This is a genomic window from Nocardia sp. NPDC055050 (assembly GCF_053608345.1).
The window spans coordinates 1-13,154 of the sequence record NZ_JBSGVG010000041.1 but is presented as its reverse complement, the minus strand read 5'-3'; the positions used below and the strand labels follow the sequence as shown (position 1 = coordinate 13,154).

At 68.8% G+C, this 13,154-nt stretch carries 16 protein-coding genes; 9 read left to right on the top strand and 7 right to left on the bottom strand.

The features are described from left to right. Positions 1 to 107: 107 nt before the first annotated feature. The 3 genes from ACWGCN_RS29820 to ACWGCN_RS29810 all read left to right on the top strand — a co-directional run bounded on the left by ACWGCN_RS29820 (position 108) and on the right by ACWGCN_RS29810 (position 3,093). On the top strand, positions 108 to 824 hold the full coding sequence (locus ACWGCN_RS29820; RefSeq protein ID WP_378987879.1) for a metal-dependent hydrolase: 717 nt from the start codon (positions 108 to 110) through the stop codon (positions 822 to 824). A 215-nt stretch (positions 825 to 1,039) separates the two neighbouring features. Continuing rightward, complete coding sequence (locus ACWGCN_RS29815) at positions 1,040 to 2,296, top strand: lipase family alpha/beta hydrolase (RefSeq protein WP_379315107.1); 1,257 nt, start codon at positions 1,040 to 1,042, stop codon at positions 2,294 to 2,296. Then, positions 2,293 to 3,093 carry a HugZ family pyridoxamine 5'-phosphate oxidase gene (locus ACWGCN_RS29810; protein WP_379315108.1) on the top strand — a complete coding sequence of 267 codons (801 nt, stop codon included), beginning with the start codon at positions 2,293 to 2,295 and terminating at the stop codon, positions 3,091 to 3,093. Before ACWGCN_RS29815 ends, ACWGCN_RS29810 begins: the two co-directional genes overlap by 4 nt. Here the strand turns inward: ACWGCN_RS29810 and gloA2 are convergent, their stop codons facing one another. From gloA2 to ACWGCN_RS29795, 3 genes are all read right to left on the bottom strand, one after another. After that, positions 3,094 to 3,480: an SMU1112c/YaeR family gloxylase I-like metalloprotein gene (gene gloA2 / locus ACWGCN_RS29805; protein WP_452459909.1), complete on the bottom strand. Its 387-nt coding sequence runs from the start codon at positions 3,478 to 3,480 to the stop codon at positions 3,094 to 3,096. A gap of 80 nt (positions 3,481 to 3,560) precedes the next feature. Further along, on the bottom strand, positions 3,561 to 3,911 hold the full coding sequence (locus tag ACWGCN_RS29800) for a hypothetical protein (RefSeq protein ID WP_378987892.1): 351 nt from the start codon (positions 3,909 to 3,911) through the stop codon (positions 3,561 to 3,563). A gap of 98 nt (positions 3,912 to 4,009) precedes the next feature. Further along, entirely contained in the window at positions 4,010 to 4,594 is a 585-nt protein-coding gene (locus ACWGCN_RS29795; RefSeq protein WP_378987895.1) for an HdeD family acid-resistance protein, read from the bottom strand. A gap of 161 nt (positions 4,595 to 4,755) precedes the next feature. On the opposite strand from ACWGCN_RS29795, the gene ACWGCN_RS29790 reads away from it, so the two are divergent. Then, positions 4,756 to 5,730, top strand: a complete 975-nt coding sequence (locus tag ACWGCN_RS29790; RefSeq protein WP_378988464.1) for a glycosyltransferase family 9 protein — start codon at positions 4,756 to 4,758, stop codon at positions 5,728 to 5,730. Here the strand turns inward: ACWGCN_RS29790 and ACWGCN_RS29785 are convergent. Continuing rightward, positions 5,712 to 6,050, bottom strand: coding sequence for an ArsR/SmtB family transcription factor (locus tag ACWGCN_RS29785; protein WP_378987898.1), 339 nt, complete (start codon positions 6,048 to 6,050; stop codon positions 5,712 to 5,714). The two genes, ACWGCN_RS29790 and ACWGCN_RS29785, sit on opposite strands and share 19 nt — an antisense overlap. Before the next feature lie 184 nt (positions 6,051 to 6,234). On the opposite strand from ACWGCN_RS29785, the gene ACWGCN_RS29780 reads away from it, so the two are divergent. Next, positions 6,235 to 6,996, top strand: coding sequence for a M23 family metallopeptidase (locus tag ACWGCN_RS29780; RefSeq protein ID WP_387443402.1), 762 nt, complete (start codon positions 6,235 to 6,237; stop codon positions 6,994 to 6,996). 6 nt (positions 6,997 to 7,002) lie between these two features. Here the strand turns inward: ACWGCN_RS29780 and ACWGCN_RS29775 are convergent, their stop codons facing one another. Continuing rightward, positions 7,003 to 7,905, bottom strand: a complete 903-nt coding sequence (locus tag ACWGCN_RS29775; protein ID WP_379314752.1) for a LysR family transcriptional regulator — start codon at positions 7,903 to 7,905, stop codon at positions 7,003 to 7,005. 90 nt (positions 7,906 to 7,995) lie between these two features. Here ACWGCN_RS29775 and mqo point away from each other — a divergent pair, with 90 nt between their 5' ends. Then, positions 7,996 to 9,438, top strand: a complete 1,443-nt coding sequence (gene mqo, locus ACWGCN_RS29770; RefSeq protein ID WP_452459116.1) for a malate dehydrogenase (quinone) — start codon at positions 7,996 to 7,998, stop codon at positions 9,436 to 9,438. Positions 9,439 to 9,489: 51 nt separating this feature from the next. On the opposite strand, the gene ACWGCN_RS29765 is transcribed toward mqo, so the two are convergent. Further along, positions 9,490 to 10,092 carry a TetR/AcrR family transcriptional regulator gene (locus ACWGCN_RS29765; protein WP_452459115.1) on the bottom strand — a complete coding sequence of 201 codons (603 nt, stop codon included), beginning with the start codon at positions 10,090 to 10,092 and terminating at the stop codon, positions 9,490 to 9,492. A 114-nt stretch (positions 10,093 to 10,206) separates the two neighbouring features. On the opposite strand from ACWGCN_RS29765, the gene ACWGCN_RS29760 reads away from it, so the two are divergent. Beyond that, positions 10,207 to 11,058, top strand: a complete 852-nt coding sequence (locus tag ACWGCN_RS29760; protein ID WP_452459114.1) for an SDR family oxidoreductase — start codon at positions 10,207 to 10,209, stop codon at positions 11,056 to 11,058. A gap of 104 nt (positions 11,059 to 11,162) precedes the next feature. Next, positions 11,163 to 12,173, top strand: a complete 1,011-nt coding sequence (locus ACWGCN_RS29755) for a hypothetical protein (protein ID WP_452459113.1) — start codon at positions 11,163 to 11,165, stop codon at positions 12,171 to 12,173. Between the two features lie 73 nt (positions 12,174 to 12,246). Here the strand turns inward: ACWGCN_RS29755 and ACWGCN_RS29750 are convergent, their stop codons facing one another. Then, positions 12,247 to 12,573, bottom strand: coding sequence for a hypothetical protein (locus tag ACWGCN_RS29750; RefSeq protein WP_378627566.1), 327 nt, complete (start codon positions 12,571 to 12,573; stop codon positions 12,247 to 12,249). A 206-nt stretch (positions 12,574 to 12,779) separates the two neighbouring features. Here ACWGCN_RS29750 and ACWGCN_RS29745 point away from each other — a divergent pair, with 206 nt between their 5' ends. Beyond that, on the top strand, positions 12,780 to 13,115 hold the full coding sequence (locus tag ACWGCN_RS29745; protein WP_067453486.1) for an RNA polymerase-binding protein RbpA: 336 nt from the start codon (positions 12,780 to 12,782) through the stop codon (positions 13,113 to 13,115). The last annotated feature ends 39 nt before the right edge of the window (positions 13,116 to 13,154 follow it).

The window sequence follows — 13,154 nt, the reverse complement described above, 5'->3', positions numbered from 1 at the left end:
CCTTTCGTCGGGTAACTCCCCCTGCCCCAACGATCCAGGCGCGCCCCGCATTCCGGCGCTGTCCACGGCATATGCGCCGAAGTAGTGACTTACTCTAACGTTGCGGGGTGCTAGGACATTCTCATGCGACCAGTGGGGCGCTGGCCTGGGCCGGTACGGCCGCCGCGTTACCGCTCACAGTCGCCGCTTTCCCCCTGTTCGACAGCGACACAACGCGATTCGGCATCGCCGAACTCATCATGGGCACGCTGCTCACCGCCGGTGCGGCGCTGCTGCCGGACGCGGATCATCCCAGCGGCACCATCTCCCACGTCCTCGGGCCGGTGTCACATCACCTGTGCCGGTTGATCTCCTGGGCGTCGGGCGGACATCGTCACGGCACGCATTCACTGCTGTTCGTCGTCGCCGCGGTCGCGGCCACCTGGGCCGGGGAGCACTACCTCGGCCGACCGTTCACCCTCGGCCTCGTGTTCTTCCTGCTCGCCCTCGCGGTGCGATCGCTGCACCTGTGCCCGCCGGGAAAGAGCGTCCGGACCTACGGAACGGTGATCGTGCTCGCGACGGCGGGCACCTTCGCGGTCGACCAGTGGATCGTCGATCGACCGGCATGGCTGCCGATCTGCGTGGGTCTCGGCTGTCTGGCCCACCTGCTCGGCGACTGCCTCACCGATCGGGGCTGCCGGTTGCTGTGGCCGTTTCCGTTGCGCACCCGGGTGCCGCTGATCGAGCGGACCGGGAACCGGGTCGAGACCTGGGTCATCTCTCCCCTGTTCGTGCTCGGCACGATGGGCGCGCTCTGGTACGCGATCGTCCACCGGCCGTGATCGCTGGGACGGCGGGGTTCCCGCCGTCCCGAGCCGACCGGCGTAGCCGGTTCTTCGCTGATTGCCCCGATCGGATCACATGTTTAGATGCGCATATCGCAGTATCAGAATGATTTTTGTGAGGCCTCCCAACTCTGACACTCAGGGCATCGTCGCAAATCTCGAAGCCGCCCCAACCCCACCATCATTCAGTGCACAGTTGTACTCTCAACTCTGTGACGGAGCAGCTCCCCCAAGCCCAGGCCGAAGTACAGGCGCTCACACGGCTCGCCGGTGACGAGTTCGCCGGGGCGGTCGATGGGATCGCGGCCATCCACCGAGCCCTCTCCGACCGGGTATTCGCGGCGGTGCGGCTGGGCGTCGGTCCCGCGGCGGCGCCGGTGAAAATCGTCCACGACGCCATCACCGATGGCGTGTACGCCGCCGTCAGCGGCACCGGCTTCGTCGTCGGCGAGGTCGCGAGCGCGGTCCAGCTGCCCGGTGTCACCGCCCCCTCGCGCACCGTGTGGGGTGCGGGCATTCTCGCCGCGATCCAGGGGCTGATCGGTGACACGCTCGAGGACGAGACCCCGATCCTCTCCTCCCCCATGACCTTTCGCGTCGACGGCGTCCCCGTCCCACCCGAGGAGTTCGCCGCCCACGTCCCGGTGCCGACGACCCGGCTGGTCGTGCTCCTGCACGGACTCGTGGAGACCGAACACTCCTGGCGGCTCGGCAATCGTCCCACCTACGGCGAGCGCCTCGAAGACGATCTCGGCTACACCCCGCTCTTCGTCCGCTTCAATACCGGTCTGCACATCTCCGAGAACGCCGCCCAGCTCAGCGCCCTGCTGACCCGCCTGGTCGACAGCTGGCCGATGCCGGTGCACGAGATCTGCCTGATCGGGCACTCGATGGGCGGACTGGTCATGCGCAGCGCCTGCCATCAGGCCGAGGAGTCGGGCCAGCAGTGGGTGCGATCGGTGCGGCAGGTGGTGTGCCTGGGTTCACCACACCTCGGTGCGCCGCTCGAACAGCTCGTGCACTACGCGTCGGCCGCGCTCGATCTGCTGCCCGAGACCCGGCCGCTGAGCACACTGCTGCGCAGGCGCAGCGCGGGCATCCGCGACCTACGGCAGGGCTCGCTGGTCGACGAGGACTGGCGCGACCTCGACGTGGACACCCTGCGCGCACGAGCGGTGAAGGAAGTGCCGCTGCTGCCCGGCGTCGATCACTACTTCGTCACCACCACCATCACCCACAGCCCGAAACATCCGCTCGGCGTTATCATCGGCGACGGCATGGTTCTCACCGGCAGCGGGTCGGGGCGCGGCCGGACCCGGCGCCTCGATTTCGACGCGGTCAACAGCCTGCACATCCCCGCGGCGAACCATTTCAGCCTGCTCAATCACGACGCTGTCTACGAAGCGCTGCACGGCTGGTTGACGAGCGCACCCCGCCGCGCGCGTCAGGTGGATACGCTGTGGCCATGACTCTCGACCACGGCGACCCGGGCGACGCACCTGCCATTCCGCTGCCGACCGCCCCCCTGGCCAACGAGGCCCGCCCCTCGCCGGCCGAAGAAGCCAGAACGATCGCGGCGGGCACCAATACCGGCACGCTGGCCAGCCTCACCGCCGACGGCGCGCCGTGGGCGTCGTTCATCACCTACGGATTGCTCGACGGCGCACCGGTACTGAGCGTGTCGCGCCTGGCCGAACACGGCCGCAACCTGGCCGCCGACCCGCGCGCCAGCATCGCGATCGTCACCCCCGACATCCCGGCCGACCCGCTGGCGGGCACCCGGATCACCCTCGCCGGTTTCGTGGAACGCCCGACCGGCGCCGAGGCGGAAGCGGCCCGCGCGGCCCACCTGGCGGCGATCCCGGCGGCCAAGTACTACATCGACTACAGCGATTTCACGCTGTGGGTGCTGCGCGTCGAGCGGGTACGCTGGGTCGGCGGCTACGGCCGGATGGATTCGGCCTCGGCCGCGGAATACCTTGCCGCACAGCCGGACCCGATCGTCGCACACGCCGCGCCCGGTGTCGCGCACCTCAACGCCGACCATGCCGAAGCGCTGCTGGCGATGGCCCAGCAGCTGGGCGGATTCCCCGACGCCATCGCCGCCACCTGCGAGAAGGCCGACCGCTACGGCCTCGACCTGCGGGTGGAATCACCACGCGGCGTGGCGCTCACCCGAGTCGGCTACGCCAGCCCCCTGTCCGAGATCAGCGAATTGCGTGCGGCGACAGTGGAACTCGCGCGCCGGGCCCGCGCGACGCCCTGATCACGCCTCGTACAGCTCGAGCGGCAGGTCGTCCGGATCGAAGAAGAAGGCCATCTGCTTGCCGGTGTGCTCATCGGTGCGCAGTTCCTCGGTCCGGACGCCCCGTGCCCGCAGCTCATCGAGGGCGGCGGGCACGCTCGCGACCGCCAGAGCCAGATGCCGCAACCCCGCCGCTTCCGGTCTGCTCGGGCGTGCGGGCGGGTCGGGAAACGAGAACAGTTCGATGCGAACCCCGCCGGGCAACTCGATGTCGAGCTTCCACGAATCGCGATCGGCCCGGTAGTTCTCGTCGAGGACGGTCCCCCCGAGAGTCTCGATATAGAAACTCTTGGAGCGGGCGTAGTCCATCGCGATGATCGCGATGTGGTGGATGCCGAGAAATTGCACGCCGCAACGCTAGCGGATGCCCGCCGGCGGATCCCGCACGGACGCGACCGGCGCGACCTTCCTCGGTATCGGGCGCGCACTCAGCTCCAGAGCACCGCGACCAGCACGTTCACGATCGCGAGCCCACCGGCGGCGTCGGTCATCCAGTCGATCTGCTTGCCGCGCTTCGCGTCACCGCGGCCCATTTCGGCGAACGCCGCCACCGCGACCGCGACAACCAGCTTCACCGCCAGCTTCGTCGTATCCGGATCCTTGTCGAGCGAGTCGACCGCCGAAGCCAGCCCCGCCAGGATCACCCCGGTGATCAGCTGGGCGCGCGCGCCCCACACCATCAGCTCGGACACCACCGGACGCGAGGCGACGTACCCACCGACCACCGCGGCCATGCCGAGCAGGTGGGTGACAACCACCAGGTCATAAACGAATTCCATGGGTGCGAAGCGTAGTTCAGACGGCAGCGTGGTTCAGACGAAAGCGGCCGGTGCCCGAAGGCACCGGCCGGTTCAGACGAACTATTCCGTGGCCAGGATCAGCCCAGCTGCTCGTCCAGCAGATGCGCGTCCTTGCGGATGCCGAAGGCGGTGATGACTTCCATGACACCGATGACGATCAAGAAGATGCCGACGACCCAGACCAGCGTGGTGAGGGAGCTGATCGGCCACACGATCAGGACGACACCGGCCAGCGCGCTGATGATGCCGTAGAAGATCTGCCAGCCCCGGCCGGGCACGCCCGACTCCGAGATGGCGGCGAACAGGACGGCGACGCCACGGAACAGCCAGCTGATGCCGATGAACAAGCCGAGCAACACAATCGAGGTGAGGTCGTCGCGGAAGCAGAACACACCGATGATCAGCGACAGCACACCACTGATGAACGACAGCACCCGAAAGCTGGTGCTCGGCAGGTGGGTGAAGGCGGCGATCAGCTGGAAGATACCGCTGACAACCATGTAGATACCGAACAGAATGCCCGCCACGAGCAGCGACGGACCGGGCCACACCAGCACGATGATGCCGAGGACCACCGCGAGGAGGCCGGTGACCAGAACTGTTTGCCAGGTTTTCTTGGCAAGAGCCGTGAACGGGCTCCCAATCACGGTATTTGTCGTCATGACGAGATGTTATGCCCGCTCGCTCTGGTTTTCCGGAAATTAGCTGGAGCTGTCATCGTGTCGCGATCGCGCGCGGCGCCGTGAGCGGGCCCACAGGCGAGCCGTCACATCGTTGCCCTCGCGAAAGTTTGGTCGCCGACAGTCTCGGGTAGATGAAGAATGTGTCGGTTGTACTCGTGCTGCAAGCTCGGGGCCTCGGTGAGCTTCTCTCCGCGGTCCCGGCTCTGCGTGCCCTGCGCCGGGCCGAACCACAGAGCCGGATCGTCCTGGCGGCGCCGCATCGGTTGGAACAGATCGTCGACCTGATCTCCTCGGTCGATGAACTCGTCGCCACCGCCGACCCGGCCGCCCTGATCTGGGATGGACCCGCGCCCGAATTAGCGGTGAACCTGCACGGCCCCGACGGCGCCAGCGCCCGAGCACTGGCCGATACCGGCGCCGCGCGGATCATCGGTCATCGCACGCCCGCGCTGCCCAAGCTCGCCGGTCCGCGCTGGGATCCCGACGCGCATGTCGTCGACCGGTGGTGCCGCCTGCTCGAGGGCGAGGGCATCGACGCGGATCGGCGAAACCTCGGATTGGTGCCGCCGGTGGCCTCGATCAGCCGGCGCGATTGCATCGTCGTCCATATCGGCGCGGGCGCGCCCGCCCGGCGGTGGCCGCCGGAGCGGTTCGCCGCGGTGGTGCGCCACCTGCTGGTACTGGGCCGCGACGTGGTGCTCACCGGCGACCCGTTCGAGCACGACATCGCTCGACAGGTGGCCGCGCAGGCCGGCTTGCCCGACGACCGGGTCCTCGCCGGTCGGCAGAACCTCACCGACCTCGCGGCGACGGTGGCCGAGGCCGCCCTCGTGATCAGCGGCGATACCGGTGTCGCACACCTGGCGACAGCGTTCGGCACCCGCACGGTCCTGCTGTTCGGCCCCACGCCACCGCGCCGCGGCGGCCCGCCCGCGCATCTGCTGGGCAGGCACGCGGTGCTCTGGGCCGGACAGGTCGGCGATCCGGACGGCCTGAGCACCGACCCCGGTCTGCTGCGGATCGGCGTGCCCGAGGTGATCGCGGCGGTCGATATGCAGCTGGACAAGCAGGCGTGGGCCGAATCCGGCCGGTCACGTTACCGCCGGGTGGGCTGAGCCGGGTCGGCGTCGGCCGCCTCGCGCAGAGCGGCGGCATGGGCGGCCAGCGCGCTGGGCCAGTACTTGTCGAGGTAGTCGCGCGCGTCGTTGAGGCCGCGGGGATCGAGGGAGTAGAGGTGCCTGTTCCCGTCGCGGCGCATGCGGACCAGGTGGGCCTCGCGCAGGACGCGCAGGTGCTGCGACGCGGCTGAACTGGTGATCCCGGTGGCGGCGGCGAGGTCGGCCACCGAGCGGGGACCCTGCGGCAGCAATTCGAAGATCGCGCGCCGGGTGGGGTCGGACAACGCCGTGATGGCACGGACTCCGTTAGCGTCCACTGAATCAGTGTCCCTGGGATGCGGAATCTCGGCAACGATCTTGACCAGGGCAATTTCACCCGGTGAGTAACAGGATGTTGGCTATTCGTTAGAGTATCGTTATAGATCAACTGGGGTTATAGCGCTTCGTGATCGCAGCCACAGGATTGGCCGCGAAGGTTACGGTTTAGCTACGTTCATAACCATGTTCGTGACCAACCCGTTATCTGCTCGAGTCTCCGACGCCTTCGCAGGTCGTTGGGGAGGCGTGGTCGCGGGTGCGGTGGCTTTGTCCGCACTCGTGGGTACCTCCGTCGCCACTTTCAGTGAGCCCGAGAGCCCTGTTCCCACTACTACGATCGCCGCGGACGCCACCGAGGCCATCAACGCCGGCCAGTCGCCGTACCGCTTCACCGCGTACACCCCCGCCGAGGCCCAGGGCCCGCAGGGCGCGACCCCCGCGTCCGCCCCGATCCCGTGGGAGGAGCACCGCGAAGCCGTCGGCCTGGAACTGCCGCCGCTGCCGTTCATCGCTCCCCCGCCGCCGCCGCGCCCGCAGACCGTTCGCCCGGTCAGCGGCAGGCTGACCTCCTACTACGGCGCCCGCTGGGGCACCGCGCACAACGGCATCGACTTCGGTGACCCGATCGGCGCGCCGATCTTCTCCGTCACCGACGGTACCGTGATCGAGGCCGGTCCGGCGTCGGGCTTCGGCCTGTGGGTCCGCGTCCAGCAGGATGACGGCACCATCGGTGTGTTCGGCCACGTGAACGACATCCTGGTCGAGGTCGGTCAGCACGTCAACGCCGGTGACACCATCGCCACCGTCGGTAACCGTGGCAACTCCACCGGCCCCCACCTGCACTACGAGGTGCATGTGCCCGACGGCTCGCTCTACGGCGCCCCGATCGACCCGCACCCGTGGCTCGCCGCGCGTGGCGTCGATGCCGGCGTCGCCCAGGACTGATACCGCTCACCCACTGATCGCCGCCCGGCGCGCGATCAGGAATTCCCGAAGCCGCGCGACCGCGAGCGTCGAGTCATGGTCTCCCGAGACCAGGCCGACCTCGCGGTCGCGTTCGCCATCGATGGGTATCACCGCCAGGTCGGGGTTCGCGACCTCGGCGGCGGGCAGTAGCGCGACGCCCTGCCCGAGTGCGACCAGTGCGCGCAGGGTTTCGAACTCGGTGATCTCGAAGACCACTCGCGGTGTGAAACCCGCTGCGGCACACCAGCTGTCGAGCAGGGTGCGCAGCTGGTAGCTGGGCGGGTTCGCGATGAACGCCTCATCGGCCAGTTCGGCGAGGTCGACGCGGGCGCGCCGGGCCAGCGGATGCGTGCGCGACACGTGCAGGTCGATGCGCTGACGGCCGAGATCGACGGTCGGCAGGTCGGCCGGGGGCGGGATCATCACCGCGAGGTCGAGCCTGCCCTCGCGCACCTGCTCGGCCAGCGCCTCGCCGTGCGCCTGCACCAGATGCAACCGGATCCGAGGCGCGCGGGTGTGGAACTGCGCGAGCAACGACGGAATGCTGACCGGGCCGAGCGTGAGCGGGAATCCGAACCGCACCAGCCCGCTGTCGGGGTCGGCGTCGGCGCGCACCTGCCGCACCGCGTCGTCGAGTGCGCGCACCAGTCCCCGGGTGTGTGCGTAGAGATCACGCCCCTGCGGGGTGAGGGTGACCCCGCGCCCGACCGGCTGGAACAACGCCACGCCGAGGAGCTGCTCCATCGTTCTGATCCGGCGGCTGAGCGAGGACTGCGGCACGCCGAGTCGCTGGGCCGCGCGCGTGAAGTGGCCTTCTTCGGCCGCCGCGTCGAAGGCGGTCAGCAGCGGAGCCAGTGCCTGCGCTCCCGCCTCCGCTGAATCATCCATATCCGGATCATATCCTCGGCGATTCCGTATTGGACGGATCGCTGTTTCCGGCGTGAGGATGGCGGTACACAGCTCACGGGAGGTTCGACCATGAACGACACCACACCCACACGGCCCAGCACCGGCAGCGGCGACGACATTCTCGACGCGGTACTCATCGGCGGCGGCATCATGTCGGCCACGCTCGGCGCCCTGCTGAGCACCCTCGCGCCCGACTGGTCGATCGCACTGTTCGAACGGCTCGGCGAACCGGCGGCCGAGAGCAGCCATCCGTGGAACAACGCGGGCACCGGGCACTCCGGGTTGTGCGAGCTCAACTACATGCCCGACGCGGGCGACGGCGCCAAGGCGGCCGGGATCGCCGATCAGTTCGCGCTCTCGCGCCGGTTCTGGTCGGCGCTGGCCCACCGTGGTGAGCTCGCGCCCGACACGTTCCTCACCTCGACACCGCATGTCACGGCGGTCTTCGGCGAGCGAGACATCGCCTACCTGCGCCGGCGGTACGCCACGCTGCGCACGCTGCCCGCGTTCGCGGAGATGGAGTACACCGAGGATCGTGCGGTGATCGCCGGCTGGGCGCCGCTGCTCGTGCGCGGCCGGGCCGACGGCGAGGCGATGGCCGCCACCCGGCACACCGCGGGCACCGATGTCGACTTCGGGGCGCTGACCAGGTCGTTGTTGTCGACGATGAGCGCGGCGGGCAACGCGGTCCGGATGCATCGTGAGATCACCGGGCTCACCCGCAGCGCTGACGGGCTGTGGACCGTGCGCGGCCGCGATCTCGACAGTGGGCGGCGGTTCCAGGTCAGGGCGCGGTTCGTGTTCGTCGGTGCGGGCGGGTACGCGTTGCGGCTGTTGCAGCGGGCCGGTCTCCCCGAGGTGCGTGGATACGGGGTGTTCCCACTGGGCGCGCAGTTCCTGCGCACCGACAACCCCGAGGTCGTCGCCGAGCATCACGCCAAGGTCTACAGTCAGGCCGCGCTGGGCGCACCGCCGATGTCGGTCCCGCATCTGGATCGCCGCGAGGTCGACGGCACCGGCGCACTGCTGTTCGGCCCCTACGCCACCTTCAGCACCCGCCTGTTGCGCCACGGCAAGCTCACCGATCTGTTCACCACGCTGCGCCCGCACAATATCGTCCCGCTGGTCTCGGTCGGTCTGCGGAATTTCGATCTGGTCCGCTACCTCGTCACCGAGCTACTGGCCTCACCCCGGCGCAAGTTCGCCCAGCTGCAACGCTTCTACCCCACCGCCGACGCCGCTGATTGGACCCTGGTCCAAGCCGGGCAACGCGCCCAACTGGTCAAACCCGATCGCGAGCGCGGCGGCGTCCTCGAATTCGGCACCGAACTGGTCACCGGCGCGGACGGCACCATCGCCGGCCTTCTCGGTGCCTCCCCCGGTGCCTCCATCGCGCCGTCGATCATGAGCGACCTGCTCGAGCGCTGCTTCCCCGAACGCCGATACGAGTGGGCCACACTGCTCGCCGAATTGCTGCCGCCTGTCCGATCGACCACCGACGTCACGTCGTAGAACACCTGTCGGACAAGCACACCCGCACCCCGGCCGGGGTGCGGATGTCGTTCACCGCGGGGCGGTGACGAGTGCGCCGATCAGGCGGTGGCTGCGGGCCGACATCTGGGCGGCGGTCTGGTCGGGATGACGCAACCACCACAGGACCAGCGAGGTCACCGCGCCCATCCAGACGTCGGTCAGCGCCGAGAGGTCGGTGGGGTCGGTGAGCTCGACAGCACCGATGGCATCGGCGACACCGCGCGCGGCCTGGGCGGCGATGCGGCGGCGGGCGACGCGGACGGCGTCGGCGGCGGGGCCGTCGTCGGGGTGGGAGCGGTCGAAGAGCACGGTCCAGTCGTGTGGGCGCGGTTCCAGCGCGACGAAGATCGCGTCGAGCGTCCGTTCCGCCTTGCTGAGACCACCGGCCCCGGCGATAGCGGATTCGATCGCGTCGAACAGGACGGTGGCCGCCCGGTCCACGCAGGTGATGTAGAGCCCGTCCTTGGACTGGAAGTAGGTGTAGACCAGCGGCTTGGACACGCCCGCGCGCTGCGCGACATCGGCCAGGGACAGCCCCGCGTAACCCACACGACCGATTTCGGCGACGGCGGCGTCGAGGATCTGCTGTTCGCGCTCGGGGCGGGGGACACCTTTGGTACCGGCTGTGCTCACCGTTCCATCCAACCATCGACCTCCGTGCCGGTTGACACCCAATTGGTCCCTTTGTAATTTACCATTAAGTAAATTACCTGTTCGCCCCCGCTGTACGCCTCGACAGGAGTCTCCGTGTTCGCCGAAGTCGCACAATCGGTACTGCTCAACCCGCCCGCACTCCCCCGCGTGCTCGCGCGGCTGGTCCGTGGTGAGCAACACGAGATCGCCGGGAAGACGGTCGTGCTGACGGGCGCCTCGTCGGGCGTCGGCAAAGCCGCGGCACACGCGCTCGGCCGGGAAGGGGCGCGGGTGGTGCTCGTCGCCAGGAATGCCGAGCCGCTGGCCGAGGTGCGCGACGCGGTTCGCGTCGAGGGCGGGGATGCCGAGATGATCACCTGCGACCTCGCCGACGCCGAGCAGACCGACGCGCTGGCGAAGACCCTGCTCGAGCAGTTCGGGACGGTCGACGTGCTGGTGAACAACGCGGGCCGTTCGATCCGCCGCGGCGCCGCCGACACCACCGACCGGTTCCACGACTACGAACGCACCATGGCGCTGAACTACTTCGGAGCGACCCGGCTCACGATGGGACTGCTGCCGTCGATGCTCGACGCGGGCACCGGCCACGTCGTCAATGTCGCGACCTGGGGTGTGGCGGCGGGATCGATGCCGCTGTTCACCGCTTACCACGCGTCGAAGGCGGCGCTCGGCGCGTTCGGGCGCAGTCTCGGCGCGGAGACCCGGCGCCGTGGCGTGCACGTCACCACCATCGGCTATCCGCTGGTGCGCACCGAGATGATCGCGCCCACCGGCAAGTACGCCGACGCGGCGGCACTGTCGGCCGAGGAAGCCGCCGACTGGATCACCACCGCGATCCGGACCCGCCCGGTCGAGCTGTACCCGACCTACACTCGCGTACTCCAGGCCCTCGCACTCGTCTCACCCCGCGCGGTCGACGCCGCGATCTGGCGCATGGGAATCTGAGACAACCCCTAGAACTCGCGTAGCCCGACCCGTACCCGGGTATCGGAGCCGAACCGTTCCACAGCGGGACGTGGTGTGGCGCACCGGATTTCTACCTTCGGTACATGGCGACGATCGACCTCACCCACACGCTGTCCCGCATCACATCCCCCACCGCACGCGACGGCGCCGACCGCGCCCCCTGGCACGGCCCGCTGCTGGTGAATTCCGCGCTCATGACCGCACTGGTGGTGGTGTCGATGGTCGGGATGGTGGTCGACGACCGACTGCTGCTCGGCGAGTCGGTGTGGCTCAAACCGGCCAAGTTCGGGCTCGCCTTCGCCCTCTACGGCGTGACCCTGGCCTGGATACTGCGGCTGCCGCATCGCGGACGGCGTGCTACCTGGTGGCTGGGCACTGTCTTCGCGATCACCGGGGTCGCCGATGTGGGATTCATCGCGGTCCAGGCGGCACGCGGGACGTTCAGCCACTTCAACGACGCCACCGACCCGGTCAACGAGATCGGGCAGCAGGTGTTCGCGTCCGGCGTGCCCGGGTTGTTCCTCGCCAATCTCGTCCTGGCGGTGATCATCTCCCGGCAGAAACTGGCCGACCTGCCGACCAGAATCGCGTTGAAGGCCGGGCTGTGGCTGGCGGTGACCGGGATGGCGCTCGGGTATCTGATGGGTTTCACCGGGCCGCAGCTCGTCCGCACGGCCGACGGCACCGTCGTGGGGTTGATGGCCGGGCACACCGTGCGGCCCGGCGATACAGCACGTGACGCTGCCGCGGGCATGCCGATCACCCACTGGAGCACCATCGGCGGCGACCTGCGCATCCCGCACTTCGTCGGGCTGCACGGCATCCAGGTGCTGCTGCTGATCGCCTTCGCCCTGGTAGCACTCGCGCCTCGCTACCGCTGGTTGCGCACCGAAACGACCCGTGCGGCGCTGCTCGTGGTCGCCGTCCTCGGCTACTTCGGACTGCTCACGCTGGTGGTCTGGCAGGCGCTGCGCGGTCAGTCGCTCACCAGTCCCGACCTCGCGACAGCCGGTGCCGCCGCGGCCCTCGCGCTGTTCGTCGCGGGGGGCGTCACCGCCGTGTACCTGCGTGCCCGGGAGTCACTGTCGAGCTAGCGCGGTAGTCGCCCATCGGTGCCGCTGCGTGTACCCCATCGGCTTACGATGGGGTACACGGGTTTTCGCATCGTCAGCGGAGTCGTTCCGCTTCCCGGGCCAGCTGCAGCAACGTCGCGCTCAGTTCTGCCAGCTCCGCCGGAGAAGCTCCCTCCCCCACGGCCGTCGCCACGTCCTCGGCCGCACACCGCGCGGCGAACCACCGATCGGCGAGATCGGCGGCCTCCTGCGCGGTCAGCACCACCGCGTCCTCGGGAATTCCGGTCCCCTTGAGGCTGCTCCGGTGCTCATAGGCACGTTGGCGACACGACTGGCGGCAATAGCGGCGACGCCGACCCGACTCCGAATCCACGATCTCCCGCCCGCACCACAGGCAGGACAGCAGGCGACTGCGCGACATGATCGGAAACCCTATCGGCCCGCGACACACTTCGCCGGTTCAGGTCTCGCTGAGCGGGCACCCTCCCGATACCGACCTACCGTCGACGCCGATTCGGGGGTCGCTCGGCTGAAGTGGCCGGGCGACTACAATGGAACAGTTCAGACTTCCCGTGCGTTGAGGTAGTACGAGTTGCGGCACCAGCCGCCGAAATTACAGGAGCACACATGGCAGATCGCGTACTCCGGGGCAGCCGGCTCGGAGCGGTGAGCTACGAGACCGATCGCGACCACGACCTGGCCCCGCGCCGGATCGCCCGCTACCGCACCGACAACGGTGAGGAATTCGACGTCCCGTTCGCCGACGACGCGGAGATCCCGCCCACCTGGCTGTGCCGCAACGGCCAGGAGGGTCAGCTCATGGAGGGCACCTCCGTGGAGACCAAGAAGGTCAAGCCGCCGCGCACCCACTGGGACATGCTGCTGGAACGTCGCAGCAAGGAGGAGCTCGAGGAGCTGCTCAAGGAGCGCCTCGACCTCCTGAAGACCCGTCGCCGCGGATAACACAGAAGATGTGAACGCCGAAGGCCGCCTCCCCCTCGG

Excerpts from the sequence above, each read along its gene's own strand:
- ACWGCN_RS29780 (WP_387443402.1), top strand. The coding sequence starts at position 6,235 with ATGTTCGTGACCAACCCGTTATCTGCTCGAGTCTCCGACGCCTTCGCA.
- ACWGCN_RS29775 (WP_379314752.1), bottom strand. The coding sequence starts at position 7,905 with ATGGATGATTCAGCGGAGGCGGGAGCGCAGGCACTGGCTCCGCTGCTG.
- ACWGCN_RS29800 (WP_378987892.1), bottom strand. The coding sequence starts at position 3,911 with ATGGAATTCGTTTATGACCTGGTGGTTGTCACCCACCTGCTCGGCATG.
- ACWGCN_RS29755 (WP_452459113.1), top strand. The coding sequence starts at position 11,163 with ATGGCGACGATCGACCTCACCCACACGCTGTCCCGCATCACATCCCCC.
- ACWGCN_RS29750 (WP_378627566.1), bottom strand. The coding sequence starts at position 12,573 with ATGTCGCGCAGTCGCCTGCTGTCCTGCCTGTGGTGCGGGCGGGAGATC.
- ACWGCN_RS29795 (WP_378987895.1), bottom strand. The coding sequence starts at position 4,594 with ATGACGACAAATACCGTGATTGGGAGCCCGTTCACGGCTCTTGCCAAG.
- ACWGCN_RS29810 (WP_379315108.1), top strand. The coding sequence starts at position 2,293 with ATGACTCTCGACCACGGCGACCCGGGCGACGCACCTGCCATTCCGCTG.
- ACWGCN_RS29745 (WP_067453486.1), top strand. The coding sequence starts at position 12,780 with ATGGCAGATCGCGTACTCCGGGGCAGCCGGCTCGGAGCGGTGAGCTAC.
- mqo (WP_452459116.1), top strand. The coding sequence starts at position 7,996 with ATGAACGACACCACACCCACACGGCCCAGCACCGGCAGCGGCGACGAC.